Source organism: Candidatus Salinivivens marinus, assembly GCF_965655845.1.
Lineage (GTDB): Bacteria > Pseudomonadota > Alphaproteobacteria > Rhodobacterales > Rhodobacteraceae > Salinivivens > Salinivivens marinus.
Genome location: NZ_CBFHHX010000001.1, coordinates 162,077 through 187,122 on the forward strand (window position 1 = coordinate 162,077; position 25,046 = coordinate 187,122).

17 protein-coding genes are annotated in these 25,046 nt (G+C 41.7%); 7 read left to right on the forward strand and 10 right to left on the reverse strand.

Annotated elements, in window-relative coordinates; all coding sequences use genetic code 11:
• Positions 1-1,818, forward strand: coding sequence for a translational GTPase TypA (typA, locus tag ACTF5Q_RS00825; protein ID WP_438952835.1), 1,818 nt, complete (start codon positions 1-3; stop codon positions 1,816-1,818).
• Positions 1,819-1,850: 32 nt separating this feature from the next.
• On the opposite strand, the gene alaS is transcribed toward typA, so the two are convergent.
• The 4 genes from alaS to guaB form a co-directional block, all read right to left on the reverse strand.
• Positions 1,851-4,517 (reverse strand): alanine--tRNA ligase, encoded by a 2,667-nt coding sequence (alaS, locus tag ACTF5Q_RS00830; RefSeq protein ID WP_438952836.1) that lies wholly within the window; start codon positions 4,515-4,517, stop codon positions 1,851-1,853.
• Positions 4,518-4,639: 122 nt separating this feature from the next.
• Positions 4,640-5,704 (reverse strand): recombinase RecA, encoded by a 1,065-nt coding sequence (recA, locus tag ACTF5Q_RS00835; RefSeq protein ID WP_153903167.1) that lies wholly within the window; start codon positions 5,702-5,704, stop codon positions 4,640-4,642.
• Positions 5,705-5,795: 91 nt separating this feature from the next.
• A complete protein-coding gene (locus tag ACTF5Q_RS00840) occupies positions 5,796-6,980 on the reverse strand; it encodes an RsmB/NOP family class I SAM-dependent RNA methyltransferase (protein WP_438952837.1) in 1,185 nt (394 codons plus the stop codon).
• 2 nt (positions 6,981-6,982) lie between these two features.
• Positions 6,983-8,431, reverse strand: a complete 1,449-nt coding sequence (gene guaB / locus ACTF5Q_RS00845) for an IMP dehydrogenase (RefSeq protein WP_438952838.1) — start codon at positions 8,429-8,431, stop codon at positions 6,983-6,985.
• A gap of 249 nt (positions 8,432-8,680) precedes the next feature.
• Between guaB and ACTF5Q_RS00850 the strand changes: the two genes are divergently transcribed.
• A complete protein-coding gene (locus ACTF5Q_RS00850; protein WP_438952839.1) occupies positions 8,681-10,717 on the forward strand; it encodes an ASKHA domain-containing protein in 2,037 nt (678 codons plus the stop codon).
• Between the two features lie 63 nt (positions 10,718-10,780).
• On the opposite strand, the gene ACTF5Q_RS00855 is transcribed toward ACTF5Q_RS00850, so the two are convergent.
• Positions 10,781-11,086, reverse strand: a complete 306-nt coding sequence (locus ACTF5Q_RS00855; RefSeq protein ID WP_438952840.1) for a bactofilin family protein — start codon at positions 11,084-11,086, stop codon at positions 10,781-10,783.
• A 205-nt stretch (positions 11,087-11,291) separates the two neighbouring features.
• Here ACTF5Q_RS00855 and moaA point away from each other — a divergent pair, with 205 nt between their 5' ends.
• A complete protein-coding gene (gene moaA / locus ACTF5Q_RS00860; protein ID WP_438952841.1) occupies positions 11,292-12,299 on the forward strand; it encodes a GTP 3',8-cyclase MoaA in 1,008 nt (335 codons plus the stop codon).
• A gap of 25 nt (positions 12,300-12,324) precedes the next feature.
• Here moaA and ACTF5Q_RS00865 read toward each other — a convergent pair whose 3' ends face one another.
• A complete protein-coding gene (locus tag ACTF5Q_RS00865; RefSeq protein ID WP_438952842.1) occupies positions 12,325-13,488 on the reverse strand; it encodes a M20 aminoacylase family protein in 1,164 nt (387 codons plus the stop codon).
• Positions 13,489-13,509: 21 nt separating this feature from the next.
• The gene (locus ACTF5Q_RS00870; RefSeq protein WP_438952843.1) at positions 13,510-15,339 is read right to left on the reverse strand and encodes an ABC transporter ATP-binding protein; all 1,830 of its coding nucleotides are present in this window, start codon (positions 15,337-15,339) and stop codon (positions 13,510-13,512) included.
• 325 nt (positions 15,340-15,664) lie between these two features.
• Here ACTF5Q_RS00870 and ACTF5Q_RS00875 point away from each other — a divergent pair, with 325 nt between their 5' ends.
• From ACTF5Q_RS00875 to ACTF5Q_RS00890, 4 genes are all read left to right on the forward strand, one after another.
• Complete coding sequence (locus ACTF5Q_RS00875; protein WP_438952844.1) at positions 15,665-17,362, forward strand: peptide ABC transporter substrate-binding protein; 1,698 nt, start codon at positions 15,665-15,667, stop codon at positions 17,360-17,362.
• A gap of 54 nt (positions 17,363-17,416) precedes the next feature.
• Positions 17,417-18,424, forward strand: a complete 1,008-nt coding sequence (locus tag ACTF5Q_RS00880; protein WP_020044174.1) for an ABC transporter permease — start codon at positions 17,417-17,419, stop codon at positions 18,422-18,424.
• Positions 18,417-19,328, forward strand: a complete 912-nt coding sequence (locus tag ACTF5Q_RS00885; RefSeq protein ID WP_438952845.1) for an ABC transporter permease — start codon at positions 18,417-18,419, stop codon at positions 19,326-19,328. The genes ACTF5Q_RS00880 and ACTF5Q_RS00885 overlap by 8 nt, the downstream gene beginning before the upstream one ends.
• A 200-nt stretch (positions 19,329-19,528) precedes the next feature.
• A complete protein-coding gene (locus ACTF5Q_RS00890; RefSeq protein ID WP_438952846.1) occupies positions 19,529-20,608 on the forward strand; it encodes a YeeE/YedE family protein in 1,080 nt (359 codons plus the stop codon).
• Here ACTF5Q_RS00890 and ACTF5Q_RS00895 read toward each other — a convergent pair.
• The 3 genes from ACTF5Q_RS00895 to ACTF5Q_RS00905 all read right to left on the reverse strand — a co-directional run bounded on the left by ACTF5Q_RS00895 (position 20,544) and on the right by ACTF5Q_RS00905 (position 24,972).
• Positions 20,544-21,836: a DUF3422 family protein gene (locus tag ACTF5Q_RS00895; protein ID WP_438952847.1), complete on the reverse strand. Its 1,293-nt coding sequence runs from the start codon at positions 21,834-21,836 to the stop codon at positions 20,544-20,546. The two genes, ACTF5Q_RS00890 and ACTF5Q_RS00895, sit on opposite strands and share 65 nt — an antisense overlap.
• Before the next feature lie 115 nt (positions 21,837-21,951).
• Positions 21,952-23,388: an NAD(P)(+) transhydrogenase (Re/Si-specific) subunit beta gene (locus ACTF5Q_RS00900; RefSeq protein ID WP_153697011.1), complete on the reverse strand. Its 1,437-nt coding sequence runs from the start codon at positions 23,386-23,388 to the stop codon at positions 21,952-21,954.
• A gap of 12 nt (positions 23,389-23,400) precedes the next feature.
• Positions 23,401-24,972: a Re/Si-specific NAD(P)(+) transhydrogenase subunit alpha gene (locus tag ACTF5Q_RS00905; protein ID WP_438952848.1), complete on the reverse strand. Its 1,572-nt coding sequence runs from the start codon at positions 24,970-24,972 to the stop codon at positions 23,401-23,403.
• Between the last annotated feature and the right edge of the window lie 74 nt (positions 24,973-25,046).

Here is a 25,046-nt window from a genome sequence, read left to right on the forward strand (position 1 = left end):
ATGACATTAAGAAATATCGCAATAATAGCACACGTTGATCACGGAAAAACAACTCTTGTTGATGAATTACTAAAACAATCTGGCGCATTTAGAGAAAATCAGGCCATTACAGAACGTGCTTTGGATAGTAATGATCTCGAACGAGAGCGAGGAATTACTATTTTAGCAAAAGCAACGTCTGTCGAGTGGAAAGGTAATCGAATAAATATTGTTGACACTCCCGGTCACGCAGACTTTGGCGGAGAGGTGGAGCGGATATTATCGATGGTTGACGGTGTAGTTTTACTTGTAGACGCTGCCGAAGGGCCAATGCCCCAAACAAAATTTGTCACTTCAAAAGCTCTTAATTTAGGCCTTAGACCAATAGTTGTTCTAAATAAAGTAGACAAAGGTGATGCTGAGCCAGATAGAGCGTTAGATGAGTGTTTTGACCTCTTTGCTAATCTCGGCGCAAACGATGATCAACTGGACTTTCCTCACATGTATGCTTCAGGGAGATCTGGCTGGGCGGATCACGACTTAAACGGACCACGAAATGATTTAAACGCACTGTTTGATCTTATTCTTAATCATGTTCCTCCCCCAAGACAGGCAGAACACATTGAAGATGATTTCAGAATGCTGGCAACAACACTAGGAAGTGACCCATTTGTTGGCAGGATCCTTACTGGTCGCATTGAAAGTGGCACTATAAAAGTTGGGTCTACAGTTCAAGCCATCAGCAGATCTAGTCAAAAAATCGAACAATTTAGAGTAAGTAAAATAAGGGCATTTAGAGGACTAGGACATGCGGATATTGATGAGGGTATCGCCGGAGATATCGTATCCCTTGCCGGAATGACTAAAGCAACCGTTGCTGACACAATTTGTGCTCTAGCAGTTGAGACGCCATTGGAATCTCAACCGATAGACCCCCCCACAATAACTGTTACCTTTGGAATAAATGACAGTCCACTTGCAGGCAGAGAGGGATCCAAAGTTCAAAGCCGTGTAATTAGAGACAGGTTAATGAAGGAAGCTGAGAGTAACGTAGCCATTAAAATAAAAGACACTCCCAGCGGTGATGCCTTTGAAGTCGCTGGCCGCGGCGAACTGCAAATGGGTGTTTTAATCGAAAATATGCGTCGCGAGGGCTTTGAACTTTCAATTTCTAGACCTCAAGTATTGATGAAAGAGGAAGACGGCCAAAAATTAGAACCAATAGAAGAAGTAACGATAGACGTAGATGATGAATATACAGGCGCCGTGATTGAAAAGATAACGGGGCCAAGAAAGGGCGACTTAGTCGAAATGAAGCCCTCCGGAGTAGGCAAAACAAGGTTAATTGCCAAGGTTCCAGCCCGAGGCCTTATAGGTTACCATGGAGAATTTCTCACTGACACACGCGGAACAGGTATTATGAATAGGGTCTTTAGTGGTTGGTCACCATACAAGGGAAGCATAGAGGGACGGCGCGCTGGCGTTTTGATATCTATCGAAGATGGAGACACCGTGGCGTATGCCCTTTGGAACCTTGAGGAGCGGGGGAAAATGTTCGTTGGCCCCCAAACTAAGGTCTACAAGGGAATGGTTATCGGAGAGCATACTCGTGACAACGACTTAGAGGTAAATCCACTAAAAGGCAAAAAACTGACCAATGTCAGGGCGTCAGGATCAGATGAAGCAGTTAGGCTAACACCGCATATAAAATTCTCTCTTGAGGAAGCCATATCTTATATTAACAATGATGAATTGGTTGAAGTAACGCCCGCAAGTATCAGATTAAGAAAAAGGTTTTTGGACTCTCATGAACGGAAAAGACAGGCCCGAAATAATTAAAAATAAGGATCCCTGTTTTTAAGTTAGTAATTTTATTTTGAGACTATTAACGATCTGACAGCGTCTATAGCAGTTGTAACTCCATCCATACTAGAGCCACCCGCTTGCGCCAAATCGGGCCTGCCGCCGCCGCCTTTGCCTCCGAGCTTGTTGGCTGCAGTTTTAACAATATCTACGGCAGAAATATTAGACAAAAGGTCCTTAGTAACGCCAGAAGCGACTGCAACTTTTCCGTCGTTTTCCGAAATAAGTAGTATAACACCTGAAGATAGCTTCTGTTTATAACCATCAATTAGGCCCGGAAGCTCCTTGCCAGGTATCCCATTTAATTGCTTTGCTAAAAAATTCACACCAGAAAGATCTTCGCTTTTCAACTCATCTTGTCCCGAAGAGCTGCCCCCCAGTGCCATATCCTTTCTGAGCTGCGCGACCTCACTTACGAGAGATTTTCGTTCTGCCATCAGGCTTTTTACTCGAGAAAGAATATCAGATGAGCCAGACTTTAGTTCAATTGCAATATCGGACAGATAATTTTGCTGTTTGGCAAGATGATCCATAGCTGCTTCGCCAGTTAAAGCCTCAATACGTCTTACCCCAGAACTACTGGCACCATCAGACAAAATAACAAATGCTCCTATATCCCCAGTGCGTTTTACATGGGTTCCACCACATAGCTCTAAAGAATATCCATTTCCATCAATGCCCTTACCACTTTTTTGATTATAACCCATTGAAACAACGCGAACTTCCTCACCATACTTTTCCCCGAATAAAGCCGTGGCTCCAAGTTCTCTGGCATCATCAGGAGACATTACCCTAGTAGTAACCTCTGTATTCTGGCGTATATAAAAATTTACAGAACGTTCAACTTCAAGCAACTCTCCTTTAGTAAGGGCTTTAGAATGACTAAAATCAAATCTTAATCTATCCGCTGCATTGAGTGAGCCCCTTTGCGCCACATGGTGGCCTAATTTAATTCTCAAAGCTTCATGTAATAAATGTGTCGCTGAGTGGTTGGCCTGAATAGACGATCTACGCAAATTTTCAACTTCCAACTCTACGGGGTCATTTAGTGACAAAACTCCAGCAGTAACTTTTGTAAAATGAACAAAAATACCCGCAGAGCGCTTAGTATCAACAATATTGGCTGCACCGTTTTTAAAGTTAATCTGGCCAGTATCACCAATCTGACCACCACTTTCTCCATAAAACGGGGTCTGATTAAAAACCATTTGAACACTATCACCCTGAGCAGCACTATCTACCAACAAACCATCTTTAACGATGGCAATAACTTGAGCCTGCGCAAACTCGGTATCATAACCCAAAAAATCAGTAGCTCCATATTTATCAAAAATATCATAAAATACTGCAGTATCCGCTGTTTCTCCCGAGCCGGTCCAAGCTGCTCTCGCCTTTCTTTTCTGCTCGTCCATTTCAACCTGAAAAGCGTCAGCATCAACCACACGACCTTTCTCTCGCAGTGCGTCCTGCGTCAGATCCAAAGGGAATCCATAAGTGTCATAAAGCTTAAAAGCAATTTTGCCAGGAAATGAAACATCCGACGGCAAACCATCAAGCTCTTCATCCAATAATTTAAGTCCACGTTCCAGAGTTTGCTTAAATTTTGTTTCTTCATTCAATAGTGTTTCTTCTATCAATGCCCGAGCTGAAACCAATTCTGGATATGCTGCTCCCATTTGCCCAACAAGGGATGGAACTAATTGATGCATTACAGGGTCTTTAGCGCCAACCAAATGAGCATGTCGCATCGCACGCCGCATTATTCTACGCAATACATAGCCACGGCCCTCATTGGAAGGCATTACGCCGTCTGCAATTAAAAAAGAGGTTGACCGCAGGTGATCTGCTATCACTCTATGATGATTTGAGTTATCTCCATCTGGTTTTGAACTCGTAGCTTCCGCAGATGCTTCGATAAGGGCCCTAATAAGGTCAGTTTCATAGTTGTCATTTGTACCTTGCAGTAAAGCCGCTACGCGTTCGATGCCCATACCAGTATCAATAGATTGATTAGGAAGATCTTTCCTTGTCCCATCTTCAAACTGCTCATATTGCATAAATACAAGGTTCCAAATTTCTACAAATCTATCACCATCTTCCTCAGGCGAGCCTGGTGGACCACCCCAATATTTCTCACCATGATCAAAAAATATTTCTGTACATGGTCCACATGGCCCAGTGGCCCCCATCATCCAAAAATTATCGTTAGTCGAAATTCGTATTATTTTATCATCGGGAAGCCCTGCTACCTTTTTCCACAGCAGCGCAGCCTCCTCATCTGTATGATAAACAGTTACAAGAAGTCGTTCTTTAGGAATATCAAATTCTTTTGTAATCAGTTCCCATGCAAATGGTATTGCTTCAGACTTAAAGTAATCCCCAAAGCTGAAGTTACCCAACATTTCGAAAAAAGTATGATGACGAGCAGTGTAGCCAACATTATCAAGATCATTATGTTTACCACCTGCTCTAACACATTTTTGAGAGGTTACAGCGCGTTTATAATCTCTTGTTTCTACCCCAGTAAACAAATTTTTAAACTGCACCATGCCAGAATTAGCAAACATCAATGTGGGGTCATTTCGGGGCACCAATGGACTAGATTGGACAACTTCGTGTCCCTGCCTTTTAAAATAATCTAAAAATGTAGACCTAATATCATTTAGCGTGCGCATTATATTCTCACATATTTTTTTTAGCTCTAATGATTGCTTCGTGTATTGTCCATAACGAACACTTAAAACAAAAAAAAGGGCAGCATAAATGCTACCCCTTTGATCGAGTTTTTATATTAAATCTACGCTTCTAAAACTTCACCATCAGCATCATTCTGCAAATCAAAATCCAACCCGTGAGCAGCTCTAATTTTATCTTCTATTGAGAGTGCTATGTTAGGGTTCTCCTTCAAGAAAATTTTAGCATTTTCTCTACCCTGCCCAATACGCTCGTCCATGTAGCTATACCAAGCTCCTGATTTTTCAACAACACCCGCTTTCACGCCCAAATCCAAAAGTTCTCCATTCTTGGATATACCTTCACCATACATAATATCGAATTCAACTTGTTTAAAAGGCGGCGCTACTTTATTTTTTACCACCTTTACCCTAGTTGCGTTCCCAACTACTTCATCTCTATCCTTAATAGCACCAATGCGCCTTATATCTAATCGAACAGAGCTATAAAATTTAAGAGCATTTCCACCAGTTGTAGTTTCGGGACTACCAAACATTACACCAATTTTCATGCGAATTTGGTTAATAAAAATTACCATACAATTTGATCTACTAATTGACCCGGTCAATTTCCGCATTGCTTGGCTCATAAGACGTGCCTGCACACCCACATTGCTATCACCCATATCGCCTTCAAGTTCTGATTTGGGCGTAAGAGCAGCAACTGAGTCAACAACAACCATGCTAACAGCACCAGACCGTACTAATGTATCTGTAATTTCAAGAGCTTGCTCACCTGTATCAGGCTGGGAAATTAGTAGCTCATCTAGATCCACCCCCAACTTTTTCGCATACTGTGGGTCAAGAGCATGCTCGGCATCCACGAATGCGCATACGCCTCCCTTCTTTTGCTCTTCAGCTACACAATGCAATGTAAGGGTTGTTTTACCAGAACTCTCCGGACCATATATTTCAACAATCCGACCCTTAGGTAATCCACCAATCCCTAAAGCTATATCCAAACCTAATGAACCTGTTGACGTGGATTCAATTTCTTGAATGGCATTTTCATCGCCAAGCTTCATAATTGAACCCTTCCCAAATTGTCGTTCAATTTGGCTCAAAGCGCTTTCTAATGCTTTTTGTCTGTCGTCGTCTTTTTTGTCGCTCATTGATAAAAGTTCTGCCATGTTTATACCTCTTTATTTCATAGTGAAAACGAAACAGCAATCACTCGTTTGTTCTTATAATGTTCTCTTATGGACGCAAAAAAAGAACATATCAAGAAAATTTTTCACTTTTCTTCAAAAATCCGTAGAAAAACCCATCCCCCAGATCAGACGGAAAGAACTGGCGAGCTTTTTTTATTTCAAACTCAGGGTAAGCATCACAAAATGTTTCTAGCTGCTTGTGATTCTCGGTCGATAGCACAGAACAAGTAGCATAAACTAAGGTCCCATCCGATGTAAGAAGTTCTTTAGCCTCATTAAGAATCTGAATTTGTGTATTTAGAAGGTTTTGCCAAGAATTTGCAGTTAACTTCCATTTTCCATCCGGGTCCCGCCGCCATGATCCGCTTCCCGAGCATGGAACATCACAAAATATTACGTCAAATCTATCATTTATTGGTTTACTGATGTTGAGTATTTTTGCTTTTGCTCTTTCTGCTCTAGCACGCAAATCATTAGTTCTCTCCGGAAAAGCATCATAAGCAAATATTTTTGCAGTAGTCCAAGAATGTAGAGCAAGAGATTTACCTCCAGAACCACAACAATAATCTAAAATTTTTAAACTACTATCTACCGGCAGATCAGTAACGCTAGCCTGGCTGGATGCGTCCTGAATTTCAACTAAACCATCTCTATAGGCAATGCAGCTCTTAATTTTATTTTGACCATTGGTTACTTTCAAAGCAGTAATTACTGAGGGGTGCTTATCAGTATGAATACCTTCCTCGCTAAGTATTTGCTGGACTTTTTCTACTGTAGTTCTTCCGATATTCACTCGGAGAAATGCTGGAGCCCTTTTACATAAACGCTTAGCAACAGGAACAGCCTCCTCTCCTAGGTCAGCTTTCCAAATAGGCCAAAGAAAAGCCGGTAAATTAACTTCTACGTCTGGTGGTTTATTGCACTTTGTGGCTTCTTGTATAGCCAGCTTTTCCGTTGGCGTTAGACGTGGGCTCCCATAAGCTTCATCGTTGAAATATTGTTCTAAATCCTCATTTGTTTCCATAAGCACCCCTAATGCCCAGTTTCTACCAGAGTGAGGAGCCTTTATTCTAGAAAGAGCACTTCGCTTTATTCTTAAGCCATCATATACAAAATCTCTGATTGCACGCCTATCTTTCGAACCTGCAAACCTGTTTTCTTTACCCCATTGTTGAAGCAAGTAGTTGGCGTTTTTACCATTAAGTATCTCTTGTAAAATTTGACTAGCAGAAAATACTTGCGCCGCCGGAGTCATGGCTAAATTACCCTGTAATTTGGACTTTCTCTCGTGATTTGAACGTCGTGGACATGACTTTCTTTTAATCCAGCACCAGTAATTTTTACAAATTTACAATTGTTACGCATTTCAGATATTGAACGGCAACCTGTATACCCCATGGCTGCTTTTAACCCTCCAACCATTTGGTGAATAACGGCGGCCGCAGCACCCTTATATGGCACCTGCCCTTCAATTCCCTCCGGGACCAGTTTGTCGCTAGCAGCATCTTTCTGAAAATAGCGATCTGCTGAGCCGCGAGCCATTGCTCCTAGAGAGCCCATTCCCCTGTATGCTTTAAACGATCTACCCTGATACAATATTACCTCACCAGGGCTTTCATCGGTCCCTGCCACCATAGAGCCAATCATCGCACAACTTGCTCCAGCCGCGATTGCTTTAGCGAAGTCTCCGGAAAACTTAATTCCACCATCAGCTATAACAGGAATATTACCCGCAACGGTTGCACAATCAATAATCGCGCTCAATTGAGGTACTCCAACGCCAGCTACCATCCTTGTAGTACAGATAGATCCAGGCCCAATACCCACTTTGATGGCATCTGCGCCCACGTCAATCAACGATTTGGTTGCATCAGAAGTAGCAACGTTACCAGCTATAACTTGAACTTCATTTGAGGTTTTCTTAATTCGCTCAACCGCTTTAGAGACACTATCAGAGTGGCCGTGAGCGGTATCGATTACGACCATATCAACACCAGCATCAATGAGCGCTTGTGATCTTTCGAATCCTTCATCACCTACAGTCGAAGCAGCAGCAACTCTCAAACGACCTAACTCATCTTTACATGCAGTAGGGTTCAGTACGGACATTTCAGTATCTTTCAGGGTTAATAGGCCAGTAAGCCGTCCTGAGGCATCAGTCACCAATAACTTTTCAATACGACGCGACTTCATTAGATTTATAGCTTCTTGCCTATCCGCTGGTTCTTCCAAAATAGCTAAATCATCTGTCGTCATCATAAGGCTTACAGGAGTATTTTCATCTGAAGCAAATCTCATATCTCTGTTTGTTAGAATTCCCACCACACGATTTTTTTCATCGATGACTGGGAATCCAGATACATTGTACTTTGCCCTAAGGTCGTTTGCATCTTTCAAAGATTGGTCAGCTTTCAAGGTGATAGGATTATAAACGATCCCACTTTCAAACCGCTTAACCCGTCTCACCTGCTGGGCTTGCTGTTCCACACCTAAATTTCTGTGAATAACACCCATTCCGCCAGCCTGAGCCATTGTTATTGCCATTTTTGCTTCAGTGACGGTATCCATCGCAGAGCTTAGCAAAGGAATATTCAAAGCAATGGATTGAGTTACCTGAGTCCTCGTGTCAGCATCGGTCGGCAATACTTTGGAAGCTGCCGGCACAAGAAGTACATCGTCAAAAGTTAAAGCCTCGCGAATCTGCATAATGCACGTCCTTTTCATAGCATGTACACTGGCGAGCCTATATCTCACGAAACTATTGAAATTGAAAGAGGATAGCGAAAATAAAAGTTTGAAATAAGTCAATAAAAAGATTGTATAAAAAGTTTTGTTTTTTTGAAATCTTTTTAAAAAACATAATAAATTGGCGCTGATAAACTAAGACTTGGCGATTTTAGAATTTTTATCTAAGTGCTACGAGTTAAAACCGACATAGGAAAACGGGATTAAACAATGAAGCATTTGGTAGTATTCACTCCATCTGGCAAGAGAGGTAGCTTCGAAACAGGTACTCCAGTTCTGGAGGCTGCTCAACAGCTTGGTGTGGATTTAGACAGTGTTTGTGGCGGCAGAGGGATTTGTAGCAAGTGCCAAGTTACTCCTTCGTTTGGAGATTTCCCAAAACACGGTGTTTTTGTGGATGAGAGCGCGGTTTCAGCTTGGAATGCGATTGAACAGCGTTACCATGACAAAAGAGGTTTAAAACCAAACCGTCGCTTGGGATGTCAATTAAAAATTCAAGGTGATTTAGTCGTAGACGTCCCAGCAGAAAGTCAGGTCCATAAGCAGGTTATTCGAAAGGCTGCAAGCTCACGTAAAATTGAGATGAATCCTGCAACTAAGCTTTATTACGTAGAGGTCCTAGAACCTGATATGCACGAACCGAAGGGTGACCTAGAACGTTTAAAAACTGCTTTAGCCGAGCAATGGAATATAGATGATACCCATGCGAGCATTTCTCTTGTCAAAAAACTCCAAAACATTCTTCGCAAGGGAGACTGGGGCGTTACAGTGGCAGTTAATTCGACCCCCAGCGAAAGTCTCCGAAGAATTGTAAATATTTGGCCCGGCTACCACGATGCCAGCATATATGGGTTAGCAATAGATTTAGGGTCAACTACCATAGCAGCGCATCTAACTGATTTGAGGTCAGGAAAAGTCATTGAGAGTTCTGGCGTAATGAATCCCCAAATTAGATTTGGCGAGGATTTAATGAGCCGTGTTAGTTACGCGATGATGAACGCTGATGGCGCATCAGCCATGACCAATGAAGTGCGTAAAGCCATAAATAAATTAGTTTTAGAACTGGCAGAAAGTGCGAAAATTGAGCCAGAAGATATACTGGAAGCTGTTTTTGTTTGTAACCCAGTTATGCACCACTTATTGCTTGGAATTGACCCGATTGAGCTAGGTCAGGCACCATTTGCCTTAGCCACTTCAGACGCATTATATCTAGATGCTAAGGATCTAAACCTGGTCTCGTTAATAGACGATGCAAGGATATATCTTCTTCCATGTATAGCAGGACATGTTGGAGCAGACGCTGCGGCGGTCGCGTTGTCTGAAGAACCGAACAAATCAAAAGATTTAACATTGATTGTTGATGTGGGAACAAACGCAGAAATATTGCTTGGAAATAAACAGCGAGTACTAGCCTGTTCTTCACCAACCGGCCCCGCATTTGAAGGGGCTCAGATTAGTTCAGGTCAAAGGGCAGCACCTGGTGCTATAGAGCGCGTGGAGATAGACCCAAAATCCAAAGAACCTCGTTTTAAAGTAATTGGATCGGATCTGTGGTCTGACGACAGCGGATTTGACGAAAGCATAAAGAAAATTGGTATTACTGGAATTTGTGGCTCAGGAATAATCGAGGCTGTCGCAGAAATGCGAATTGCAGGGCTTCTAGATGAAAGTGGTTTGATTGGAAGCCCTGAAGCAACTGGAACTGCAAGATCAAAACCTGATGGTCGAACCTACTCCTATGAACTCTTCGCTAACAAAGATGCCTCTCAGCCTGCAATACAAGTCACGCAAGGAGACATAAGGGCGATACAACTTGCGAAATCTGCCTTGTATGCGGGTGCAAAGCTTTTGATGGATGAAATGGAAGTGGATAGTGTCGATAAAGTTGTTTTAGCAGGAGCATTTGGTGCCCATATATCATCAAAACATGCGATGATTTTGGGCATGATCCCAGATGTATCCCTCAAGAATGTTACCTCTGCTGGCAATGCTGCGGGTACTGGAGCCAGAATTGCTCTTTGCAATATAAATGCAAGGTCTGAGATCGAACAGATCGTGAGAAAAATAACAAAAGTTGAAACCGCCGTAGAGCCAAAATTTCAAGAGCATTTTGTAGCTGCCAATGCGATACCGCATAAGCATGATCCATTTACGGAACTAAGGAAGGTAGTACAAATACCCAGTCCTTCATTCAACGCTTTATCGGGAAAAAATGGTAAATTAGGTCGAAGAAGAAGGAGGGCTTAGTTCCAAATATAAACCCTCTTAAAGTGAGGCAAGAACGCAAATGCGTCTTGGATATTCGCACTGCTATTTGGATTTAAGCTTTCCATCAATCCTTGCGCCCTTTTGAGTTGCAATAGATTGATAGGTCACGTCAGCACTCACTTTTCCAGTAGAGTTTACTGCCAAGTCCTGCACTGAAATTTTACCAGATACGTTACCATCAACATTAACTGAGGTACCAGAAATGCTACCATCTACCGAGCCAGATGATAGAATAGATATCGCCTCACCAGAGAGGTTTCCTTTTACCTTGCCATCAACTTCAATATCGCTTTGGCTTGAAACATCGCCTTCAACGGACATATCCGAGCTTATAAATGTTTTCGACACGGTTAGACCCTTTTTATTCTCACAGAAAGTATGTCACAAATGACAGATTTAGTATAGAAATCAAGTTTAATTTTTAAATTAATGTGAGATCAATTCGGAAACCCAGAATAGGAAAAATAAATTATTAACAATTGTCTGTCATTTTTATTTTGCTTCGCTATCATATTTGCCTTGCTATAAAAATTATTAATTATACATTGTTATGATGATGAAAACGTTAATAGACCCCTTTAACCGTTCAATAAGTTATTTGCGCGTTTCGGTAACAGATCGCTGCGATTTCAGATGTGTTTATTGCATGACAGAAAACATGAAATTTCTGCCAAAAAAAGAGCTTCTTACTTTAGAAGAATTAGATTTTCTATGCTCCTCATTTATCAATATGGGTGTTGAAAAACTTCGTATTACTGGAGGAGAACCGCTAGTAAGACGAAATATTATGAGTTTTTTTCAGTCAATATCTCGGCATTTAGATGATCAAAAACTAAAGGAGCTCACCCTAACTACAAATGGATCACAGTTGAAAAAATTTGCAAAAGAGCTCTTTGAAGTAGGCGTGCGTAGGGTAAATATTTCCCTCGACACTTTGGATGATGCCAAGTTTGGCAAAGTAACACGTTGGGGTCGTTTATCACAAGTGCTAGAGGGAATAGAGGCTGCTCAGGCTGCAGGTCTTAGGGTAAAAATAAATGTTGTGGCTCTTAAGGGGTTTAATGAGGATGAACTTTTTAGAATTGTCTCATGGTGTAATGAGCGAGGAATGGATTTAACCTGGATAGAAGTTATGCCAATGGGCGATCTGGAATCAGAAGAGCGGATAGGACAATATTGGTCATTAAATGAATTACGCCAAACATTAGAACAAGAATATACACTCACAGACATGACTGAACGATCAGGTGGGCCAGCTCGATATGTAAAGGTTAATGAAACTGGTCAAAAAATAGGGTTCATTACACCGTTATCACATAATTTTTGCGAAAGTTGTAACAGGGTAAGATTGACCTGTACTGGCGAGCTTTACATGTGCCTTGGACAGGAGGATAAAGCAGATTTGCGGCGTCCGCTTCGAGAGAAACCAACCGATGAGGGTCATCTTAGAAAAGCAATTGAGGCTGCTATTGCTAAAAAACCAAAGGGCCATGATTTTGATTATACTCGGCAGGAAGTTCAGGGGCAAATGACGCGTCATATGAGCCACACAGGCGGCTGATCTATAAAGATTCTATTATGTATTTTTAGCTAACAGGCATTCTTTTCTCAATTATCTCTGCCCACCAACTGCATCCAATCGATATTGCTTCATCATTAAAATTATAATTGGGATTGTGTACAGGCGCACTGTCTCCGTTACCAATCAAAATATATGCACCTGGCCTTTCAATGGCCATATATGAGAAGTCTTCACCGCCCATTACTAGAGGCGCCTCTTCACAATAGCCACTAACAGATTTTGCAACAGAAGCGGCAAACTCAGTTTGATCAACTGAATTTGTCATTACTGGGTAACCTCTGGTATAGACTGGATCTACATTTGCTCCAAATACATCACCTGTCTTTCGTGCAATTTCTTCTAATCTCTTCTCAGCAAGATCTCTGGTCTCATCGGACAGCGTTCGGACAGTTCCTTTTAGTACAACGGTTTGAGGGATAACATTGAAAGCTGTTGAGGATGTCTCAAATGAAGTGACCGAAACTACAATTTGATCTGTCGGGTCGGCATTTCGACTAACAATAGATTGTAATGCAATTACTATGTGAGATCCCACAATTGTTGGATCAACGGCTATTTGCGGTTTGGCGGCATGTCCCCCAAGCCCATTTATTGTAATTTCAAAAAAATCAGAGGCTGCAAAAAAAGGTCCCGGTCTTATTGCAAATTTACCAATTTCTAGATCTGGCCAATTATGCATGCCATAAACCTCTTGTATACCAAAACGCTCCATTAATCCGTCTTCACACATTTCCCGACCGCCGCCACCGCCTTCTTCGGCTGGTTGGAAAATGACCACTGCCGTACCATCAAAATTCCGTGTTTCAGCTAGATATTTAGCTGCTCCGAGAAGCATTGCTGTGTGACCGTCGTGACCACATGCGTGCATCGCCCCATTAACCTTTGACGCATAAGATAAACCAGTCGCTTCATCAATTGGCAAAGCATCAATATCAGCGCGAAGTCCAATTACACTATTTTTGGTATTCACTTTACCATGAATAACGCCAACTACACCAGTTCTTCCCAATCCAAAAACTACATCGTCACAGCCGAATGATTTCAGTTTTTGCTCCACAATTTGGGATGTTCTATGTGTTTCAAATAATATTTCAGGATTAGCATGTAAATCATGACGCCATTCGGTAATTTCCTCGTGCAACTCTGCAAAGCGGTTCTTTACTGGCATAAAAAAATCCTTTTAAATAGATCAATACCCGCAATCAGAGGTTAGAACAAAATGCCCTTCAGTTACCTCTTTGTATTTCGGTTTTTCAGCTTCGTGATCAAGTGGATGGATTGGAGATGGTATTTGCTTAAATTTCAAATCACCCTCTAAAACCTTTTTTGACGGGTCTACTATAGGAACAGCACTCATGAGTGCTTTTGTGTAAGCGTGCTGTGGGTTACTGAATACTGCTTGTCTAGAACCAATTTCTACCAACCGACCGAGATACATCACGCCAACATCGTGGCTAACGCGTTCTACAACGGCCATATCATGGCTTATGAATAAGAAACTTAGTTCTAACTCCGATTGCAATTCCATCATTAGATTAAGAACTTGTGCTTGAACTGATACATCTAATGCGCTCACTGCTTCGTCAGCAATTATTAATTTTGGGTTCAAAGCTAGAGCCCTAGCTATTGCAACGCGCTGTCTTTGCCCCCCCGATAGCTCGTGCGGATAGCGGCGTAAAAAACTCTTTGGTAGTTCAACACGCTCGAAAAGGCCTTCAACTCGTGCCTCGATCGACCTTTCAGCCATAGTTGAAAAGTTTCGCATTGGCTCCGCAACTTGATCCAGAAGCAACATTTGCGGATCGAGTGACGCAAAAGGATCCTGAAAAACCATTTGCATATCACTTCGGATATTACGAAGTTCGTCTTTGGGAAGTTTAAGCACATCTTGTCCTGCCATGCGCACTTCACCTGACAAGGGCTCAACAAGTCGTAAAAGCGACCTGCCAACAGTTGATTTGCCACAGCCTGATTCCCCGACGAGAGCCAGAGTACAGCCACGTTTAATCGAAAAAGAAACATCTTCGACGGCATGAACTTGCGCAACTGTCCTTCGAAGAAGACCACCGGCGACTGGAAACCTTGTGACTAAATTTTTTACTTCCAGCAAAACCTCATCAGTGCCAATCAGTGGCTTAGAGCTTTTCTTACTTTCGCCTAGCAGTTTCATGGGTTCGGGATATTTTTTTCCCAACATTTCCCCGAGCTTTGGCACCGCTGAAAGCAACGATTTGGTGTAATCATGCTGCGGATTCTCGAAGACGTCTATAACATTACCTTCCTCAACTTTGTTTCCACGGTACATTACGACAACTCGATCCGCCATTTGTGCAACAACTGCCATATCGTGAGTAATGAACATTACCGCAGTTCCCGTTTCTCTTTTCAAACGATCAATTAATGCTAAAATCTCCGCCTGAATAGTTACATCAAGAGCAGTTGTTGGCTCGTCAGCAATCAGTAACCTTGGCTCACATGCTAAAGCCATAGCAATCACAACCCGCTGCCGCATTCCACCTGATAGCTCGTGGGGATACTGCTTTAATCTCTTTTCAGGCTCTGGTATTCTTACCTGATCTAATAGTTCAATTGCTCTTGATCTTGCCTGCTGTTTAGATAAATTTTTGTGCAAACGTAGCCCTTCGGTTAGCTGCCTGCCAATTGTGAATACAGGATTTAGTGCTGTCATTGGCTCCTGAAATATCATTCCAATTTCATTGCCTCTGGTATGCCGCATGGACTTTTGACTAGCATTGGCTAAATCTATTTTACCGCCGACTTGCTTTTCAAAATTAAGTTCACCACCCTGAATTTTCCCTCCACCAAATTCCACAAGACGCATCATTGATAGTGATGACACAGATTTTCCAGAGCCAGACTCACCAACTACACAAACTGTCTCGCCCGGGTAAATGGAAAAAGAAACATCTTCTACCCCTGTAACCGTTCCATCTTTTGTCTCAAAAACTACTTTAAGATTTTTAAATTCGGCAATTGGTGCTTTGTCATCATCTAACATTTTTGTTCCTAACTAGACCAAAGCAGCGTTGCTTAAAGATGCTATTCTTGTCAACATCAATAATTTCAAAATAAAACCAATTATTAGCTCGTTCTTAACTTTAAAAAAACTGTTCAGTTCAGTTTCTAAATTTAAAATTTTAAAAAGTTTCAAAAAAAATGCACAAAATTTCAGCTTTCTCTTGCATTTTTCGAAAACTCTGCTTCCATTACGACTTCGGGGGGAGTTTTACACAAAAATATGGTCTCCCTATATGTATGGGAAAATGATTTTGGATTAACAAAGGTCGTATTTCTAATTACAGTTAAAAAATAAGGAGAATAAAATGAAAATTAAGTCTTTAGCACTGGGTGTCGCTGGAGCTATTGCCATTGGGTCGTCAGCCTTTGCTGATCGTGGTTCCGATGGCAATGTCGGTATAATATACTGGCAAGCTCCCTCAATCCTGAATCCATACCTATCAGGTGGAACAAAAGATATTGAGTCTTCAAGTATGGTTATTGAAGCACTTGCAGGTTACGACAATAACGGAGCAATGTTTCCTCGACTAGCGACGGAAGTTCCTACTGTCGGCAATGGTGGCATAAGTTCAGATCTGAAATCAATTACCTGGAACCTAAAACCCGGCATACTTTGGTCAGATGGCACTCCATTTACGTCTGCTGACGTTCTTTTTACATATGATTATTGTATGGGAGAAGCTGGATGCTACCAAGAAGCAAAATTTGAGGGCGTCACTAACGTAGAAGCGCTAGACGACCTTACCGTAAAAATTTCTTTTGCAGACCCAATGCCTAATCCATATGGACCGTTCGTTGGATCACAAACGCCAATTTTACAGCAAGCACAATTTGAAAACTGCACCGGTACACGGCGTCAGGAATGTACGGAAGAAAATTTTGGTCCCATAGGTACTGGACCATTTGTTGTAACAGAATTCAAACCAAATGATGTTATACAGCTTAAAGCAAATGACAATTACAGAGATCCAAGCAAACCAGCTTTCGCAACTATGGTTTTCAAAGGTGGTGGCGACGCTGCTGCAGCTGGTAGAGCGGTTATGGAAACCGGAGAGTACGATTACGGCTGGAACTTACAGCTAGCTCCGGAAGTTATTAACCAGATGGCTTCTGCAGGAAAAGGTCAACCGCTTGCTGCTTTCGGTACTGCAGTTGAGCGATTAGAAATGAACATGACTGATCCATCATCAAACTTGGACGCTGATACTAGATCAACTAGAAAAGCTCTACACCCATTTCTTAGTGATATTAATGTAAGAAAAGCCCTATCAATGGCTATAGATCGGACCCTACTCACCGAGATCGGTTATGGAGTTGCAGGTAAACCAACTTGTAACCTTGTACCTGGTCCTGAACTATATGCTTCAGATAATACTGACTGTCTAACGCAGGATATCGAAGGTGCAAAAGCATTGCTAGAAGGTGCAGGCTGGAAGGCAGGAGCAGATGGTGTGAGAACGAAAGATGGAATGAAACTTTCTGTACTTTATCAAACTTCGACTAACGCTGTTCGCCAGGATTATCAGGCTCTGATTAAAGAGTGGTGGGGACAGATTGGAGTTGAAACTGAGCTGAGAAACCTCAATGCATCTGTGTTCTTTGGAGGTGATCCTGCTTCACCTGACACTTATCAAAAATTCTATGCAGACATTGAAATGTATACAAACATTTTTGATGGTACAGATCCTCAAGCTTATCTTTCGGCATACAGATGTGGAAATGAACCAAGCCCTGAAAATGGATGGGCTGGAGAAAATATCAATAGATATTGTGACCCAGCGTATGACAAGTTATTGGACGAGTTGAAAATGACTGCTGATCTCGAAAAAAGAGGTGAAATTGGTAGGAAACTCAATGATATGCTTACTAAAGATAGCTATACAATCGTTCCATTAACATGGCGCGGTAGAGTTTCTGCACGTTCCAATTCACTTGGTGGAGTTGTTCTCAATACATGGGATACAGAGTTATGGAATGTAGAAGACTGGTATCGAATTGACTAATTGAAAATGGCGCCGGCGCGAAAGCGCCGGCGTGCTTTTAGAAAGACCCCATAAATGTTAACCTATATTGTTCGGCGTTTGCTTCTGGCGATACCCACGTTGCTGTTTATAGCTGCGTGTATTTTTTTGTTATTAAATTTGGCACCGAATGATCCAATGGCACAAGTGCCAATGACAATACCTCCTGACGTCAAAGAAAAAATGAGAGAGGCCTTAGGACTAGGACAACCTTTACACGTTCAGTTTTTGAAATGGGTTATCCAATTTTTTTGGGTCGAACCTCAAGTTTTTGTTGATTACCTTTTCAACACATCATTTTCTGAAGGTAAACAGCGGATATTCAGTTGGCAAACTAGAAGTCCAGTAATGGATATTGTGGTCCAACGATTACCACAAACTCTATGGGTCGTTGGTATGTCTTATATAGTAGGTATTTTAATCGCCCTACCAATTGGGATCTACTCTGCATATCGGCAGTATTCAGTCTTTGACCAAGTCGGAACTTTTGTTACAATGGTAGGCTATTCTGTACCGCCTTTTTTTAGCGGCGTATTTGTTATTGTTCTTTTTTCTGTGCAACTTGGATGGCTTCCTTCTGTTTATGACACATTGCATGAGGTGGTCGATTGGGAAACATTCAAGTTTCAATTTCGGCAAATGATAATGCCAGTAATGGTGCTAGCACTTCAAACAACAGCTCAAATAAGTCGGTTTATGCGCTCGTCGATGCTAGACAATTTAAACCAAGACTATGTCAGGACGGCGAGAGCAAAAGGATTAAGTGAGTGGACGGTAGTCGCAATACATGTGTTAAGGAACTCTATGATACCAGTGGTAACAGTGATTGCTCTCGGTATTCCAAGTATTTTTGGTGGTGCAATTATTACAGAGCAGGTATTTAAAGTAAACGGAATTGGTCAGCAGTTAATCAACGCGATATACGCCAATGACTTGCCCACTGTACAGACCATCACCTTCATGTTTGCTGTTCTGATTGTAGTATTTAATTTGATAGCTGACATTCTTTACGGAATTTTAGATCCAAGGATCCGATATGACTGAAAATGTCCAAAACAGTACATTCGAGACGACAAATAATAAATGGTTAGATGTCTGGAATGAGTTCAAAAATCACAAAGGTGCATTAGCAGGGGCTATTATCTTCGCGCTGATTGTAATTCTCGTACTAATTGGCCCTTTTGTTTGGCCATACGAAGCGAATGGAATTAATATTCGAATAAGAAACCAAGGCCCGAGCCTAGCTCATCCATTAGGAACCGATCAATTAGGTAGAGATACCTTAGCGAGGATAATGGCTGGGGGACGAACGTCGATTACTGTAGGCCTAACGGCAATGCTGCTTTCGTTATTCTTAGGTACTCTAATTGGTGTGGTTGCAGGCTATTTTAAAAAACTTGATAGTGCATTGATGCGGTTCACAGACCTATTTTTATCGCTACCACTTCTACCATTACTTTTGGTAATGATGCTCTTGTTTAGAGAGCCTTTAAGCACTTCTTTTGGTCCAGAAAAAGGAATGTTCATTCTAATAGTTGTATCAATCGGTATAACTAGCTGGATGCCTACAGCTAGGATCGTAAGAGGTGATGTATTGGCGATCAAAGAACGAGAGTTTATTCTCGCAGCCCGCTCAATCGGTGGCACCGATACAAAAATCATTTTCCGCCATATCCTGCCGAATGTGCTGTCTCCGATAATGGTATCAGCGACACTGGGAATCGCGAATGCAATAATAACAGAAAGTGCACTTTCGTTCCTTGGACTCGGTTTTCCTCCTGATTTTCCTACTTGGGGTAGGCTTCTTAATGACGCCGTTGATTATCTTCAGCAATTTCCTGAGCGTGTGTTTTGGCCTGGACTTGCCATATCTCTTACCGTTTTAAGTATTAATTACTTAGGTGATGGCTTAAGAGATGCATTAGACCCAAGAATTAGAGGAAGATAAGGCTAGAAAAGACCTACGTTTTGAAATTATTACACAAGGCCCAATATTTTTTTGGGTTCAAAAAAAAGTTAGAAAAAATTTTAAAGTAAAATAAATTATTTAGAATATTATTCCTCTAAAGCACTAAACTTCAAATAATTAATGAATTGAAATCACTTTTTTTGACCCTTATTAGAAAATTATTCTGATAGGAGAAAATTTTGAGCGATTTGATAAATTTAGACATTGTCGATTCACGACAGATGTCCATTTACTTTGGAATATTTATCGGCGCGTGCTTTGGCATTTTAGCACATAGAACGAAATTTTGTTTTAGAAGTGCATTTATTGTTGAAAGACCTACTCAGGAAACTGCAATTTGGATGTCTGCATTGATCACGGCATTAGCAGGCACACAACTTATTATTTTTCTGGGGTTTATAAGTTTTAATGAGCACCGTTTTTTCCAAAATGAGTTGCCATGGGTTGCACTAATTTTGGGCGGATTTCTTTTTGGTTCAGGGATGGTTTTAACACAGGGCTGTGTATCACGGCTGACAGTATTAGCTGGTACCGGTAATTTAAGAGCGGCAATGGTACTCTTAATTTTTGGTATAGTAGCTCACGCAAGCTTGAAAGGTGTCATCTCTGAGCCAATTATTTTCATAAAAACAATAACGTTAAATACTGAGAAGTTCACAAACTCCATATCTATTTTAATAATTAAAGTCGCTTTATCTCTGACACTAACTTTGTTTTGGGCTTTGCTGATTATACTAACTAAACCAAAATTAATTAAACTTCTGTTAGCGTCTATTATCGGTTTGCTTATACCATTATCATGGGCCGGAACTGGCTTTATTTTATACGATGAATTTGACCCAATTGCGTTTGAAAGCCTTTCATACACAAAACCATATGCAGATACTCTGTTCTGGATCGTAGCTTCCAGCGCGATATCACCAAATTTTGGGGTCGGCCTAGTTGGCGGCACAGTCTGTGGCTCCATTGTAACATCACTAGTTACAAGAGAATTCAAAATTGAGACTTTCGACTCTACTGCTCAAACAACACGATACTTCATTGGTGCCACAATGATGGGCGTTGGTGGTGTTTTGGCAGGGGGTTGCACAATTGGAGCAGGTCTGGCCGGATTGCCGTCATTAGCACTAGCTACAATTTTGGTTACAGTTTCAATTATATTAGGAGGTTTAGCATGTAAGTATGCATTAGCATCTACAGCATTTTTGAACGTACACGCCGGATCATTAGATAGACAAGCCCAACCACAGGCAAAGTGATAATCGAGGTTAAAAACCCCTCTGTTACTGAATAGTTCTCTGCGAGAGGATACAGCAAGTACGACACCAAAGACACCGCATAATAACTTATAGCGACCACCGACAGACCTTCTACTGTCTTTTGTAACCGCAGCTGTAAATCTGCTCTCCTATCCATACTAGTAAGCAAAGCTTGATTTTGAGCAGACCTTTCGACATCCACTCTGGTTCGCAGCAAATCACCCGCTCGAATGGCTCTGTCAGCCAAATTTCCCAATCTAACACGACTAGATTTAACTGTCCTCATCGCGGGATCATAACGTCTCATCATAAATTCCGAAAACGTCTGACGTCCCTTAAACCTTTCCTCTCTTAAAACCCTAATCCTCTGATGAACAATCGCCTCATATGCCTCAGTTGCACCTAAACGAAAAGATGCTGCTGCTGATAAAGTTTCCAGTTCAGTGGAAACTTTCAACAAATTATCTAAAGTAACTTCCGCAGCCACTTTACCGTCGTTCATATCGTTCATTATATGAGATAATTCTGTATCAATATTACCCATTTGCCTTGCCATACTACGCACTCTCGAAAAGCCCAGCATTGACATGGATTTATACATTTCAATTTCACATAGACGCTGAATAATCCTACCAACCCGTCGTTCATCAGTTAGTGGATCAACAAAAAGGACGAATCGTTGATGACCTACTTCATCTATTCTGAAGTCTGAAGCCACAACCGCTGACCCATCTAAAACTTTACTTACTGCAAGACTCTCCGGTACGAACCAATTAGCTAATTTTTTTGAGATAATCTCGCTACTGTTTTCCTGATCACTCATAGTTTCAAGACGCAAATTCACCGATGTTATCCGAAGCGATGACAGGGACTCTAACCAATCTTTTGGAAAAGCATCGAAACAAATACCATCAAAAGGCTTTTCAGATAAATTGTTTAAAAATATCGTATAGGTAACAAATTCTGTGTGAGCTTCCCATTTAAGTTTAAAACGACCTAAATCACCAAAATAATGAGTAGCATCTTCCTTTGGATGTGGAGCACCAAACCTATCAAGCAGCTCGATTAAATTTTTTCTATCTCCACTTCTATCTCTCTGGGCAGCATTTTCAGGCTCTTTCAATGCCAAAAACGCAACCATCCCAGGTGCCGAGTGAAACGGAAACGGGCGGGCGTGAAGCTCATTAGCTAATTGATACCTTTGCGCATGATCTGCGATAAGTGTCAAAATGTTATCCTAATCTAAACACACTACTTATTGAATAACGCTAATAAAACCCAAATAAAAGACGTAAAACAACCCAAATTTATCTACATCAATTTAAGGGTGCGTTGAAATTACATTAGTCTATCATTGACAAAAGCTTGTTCAAACTATCTTTTGCATCTCCATAGAACATGCGTGTATTTTCTTTAAAGAAAAGTGGGTTTTCGATGCCAGAGTACCCAGTTCCTTGTCCTCGTTTAGATACAAAGACCTGTTTCGATTTCCAACATTCTAAAACAGGCATACCAGCTATTGGACTATTTGGATCTTCTTGTGCTGCAGGATTTACGATATCATTGGAACCAATAACAATTGCTACATCGGTATCTGGAAAATCTTCATTTATTTCATCCATTTCGAGCACTATATCGTATGGAACTTTAGCTTCAGCAAGTAGAACATTCATATGCCCGGGAAGCCGTCCCGCAACCGGATGAATAGCGAACCTTACATTCTTCCCTTTGTCCCGAAGACGTTTAGTAAGCTCGGATACAGCTTGTTGGGCTTGGGCAACAGCAAGTCCATAACCTGGTATTATTATAACGCTATCGGCATCGGCTAATGCAGATGCGACCCCGTCTGCATCTATCGCAATTTGTTCGCCTTCCACCTCCATTGCAGGTCCTGATGCACCACCAAAACCACCGAGTATCACCGAAATAAACGACCTATTCATTGCCTTACACATTATGTAACTGAGGATAGCACCAGAGGATCCGACAAGGGCTCCAACAACGATTAACAGGTCGTTGCCAAGACTGAAACCAATGGCGGCTGCAGCCCAACCAGAATAGCTGTTCAACATAGACACAACCACTGGCATGTCTGCTCCACCAATCCCCATGATCAAATGAAAACCTATAAAAAAAGCTAAAATAGTCATTAGTAGTAGTGGTAAAATACCACCTGTTTGAAGATACCAGATCAAGCATAGAACAGAAATGATCGCCGCTGATGCGTTTAAAAAATGTCCGCCAGGAAGTTTTACCGCCGCAGAAGTAACACGGCCTGATAGTTTACCGTAGGCGATTATAGATCCTGTAAATGTTATAGCACCAATAAATACACCTAAAAACAGCTCTACTCTCAATATATTAATTTCTACAACTGATTTTTTAGCCACCAAGGCTGCAAATCCCGTTAGCTCTTTCACCGCCTCAGAGTTCACCGCTGACGCTACATTTTTTATTTCCAAATCTGCATTAAATCCGACGAAAACGGCTGCCAAACCAACCAACGCGTGCATACCTGCAACAAGTTCAGGCATCTGTGTCATTTCAACCCTGGCCGCTAGAAAATACCCAATAACACCACCAGCTGCGATAAGGAGAACAGACAGGGCCCATAAGCCAGAACCGGGACCTATCAAGGTTGCAAATACAGCAAGAGCCATCCCAAAAATGCCATACCATACGGCTCGCTTGGCACTCTCTTGTCCAGATAATCCACCTAGGGACAGTATAAACAATACAGCAGCTACGACATATGCGGCGGTAGTAAATCCTAATTCCATATTTCTAACCCCTTAAGATTTTTGGAACATGGCAAGCATTCGTCTTGTGACGAGAAACCCACCAAAAATGTTAATACCAGCCATAAAAACCGATAATGCTGCAAGTAAGATTACTAGCAATGAACCTGAACCAATCTGCATCAGCGCGCCCAAAATTATAATCGATGATATTGCATTCGTAACAGCCATCAACGGCGTATGAAGAGCATGGCTTACATTCCAAATAACTTGAAATCCAACGAAAACAGCAAGAACGAATACGATAAAGTGTTGCATAAAGCTAGCTGGAGCAACAAGCCCAACACCTAATGTAAGGGCACCACCTACTGCGAGCAGAATAACCTGCTGGCGAGTTTGCGCATTAAAATCCTCTTGCTCTTTCGCTCTCAGTTCCTCTGGAGACAACTCTTTTGGCTTCTCCTGCGTTTTTGCAGCGATAGCGTTAACTTTCGGCGGTGGCGGCGGGTAAGTTATTTCCCCTTCAAAAGCAACCGTAGCACCTCTGATTACGTCATCTTCCATATTATGGTTTATTTTACCGTCTTTTTCCGGCGTAAGATCACTAATCATGTGCCTAATATTAGTAGAATATAAATTTGATGCTTGAGCGGCCATTCTACTCGGAAAGTCAGAATATCCTACAATAGTAACCCCGTTGTCAGTTACAATTTTTTCATCCAAAACTGTTAGCTTACAGTTACCACCCTTCTCAGCGGCTAAATCCACAATAACCGAACCTGGTTTCATTGATTTAACCATATCAGCTGTCCACAATTCTGGAGCCTCGCGGTTTGGAATAAGCGCGGTGGTAATAACAATATCAACCTCTGGCGCTAACTCTCTAAATTTCGCAAGTTGAGCCTCTCGAAATTCTGGTGACGAAACTGACGCATATCCGCCAGTTTTAGCACCATCTTGCTGCTGCTCCTCAAAATCGAGATAGACAAATTCAGCACCCATGGATTCCACTTGTTCCGCCACTTCAGGCCTGACATCAAAAGCATAAGTAATAGCTCCTAACGATGTAGCTGTCCCAATCGCAGCAAGCCCGGCAACACCGGCGCCTATTATAAGCACTTTCGCCGGAGGCACCTTCCCTGCTGCAGTGACTTGACCTGTGAAAAATCTTCCAAAATTATTGCTGGCCTCGATAACTGCTCGATAACCAGCTATATTTGCCATGGATGAAAGAGCATCCATCTTTTGTGCCCGACTGATCCTTGGAACCATTTCCATTGCTATGACGTTTGCTTTTTTGGATTTAGCCAGGTCAAGACCCTGCTCATTGACGGCTGGATTAAAAAAGGAAATCAATGTCTGCCCGGCAGATAATCTCTTAAGCTCAGCAGTAGAGGGCTGCCTAACCTTGGTCACTACATCAGCTTCTTTCCACAAAGCAGCAGCCGTTTTTACAACCTTGACCCCAGCCTCTTTGTAGATTTTGTCTGAATATCCTGCTGCTTTGCCGGCACCACTTTCAATTAAACAATCAAAACCTAACTTTTGAAGTTGAAGAGCACTATCAGGGGTTAAAGCAACCCTATTTTCACCGTCGAAAATTTCTTTGGGGGTACCGATTTTCAAAATTAAATCCTCACTTAAATACACTAAGAGACATGTCTGACCAGCTTCCTATACGCAACATTATTAAAGATCAA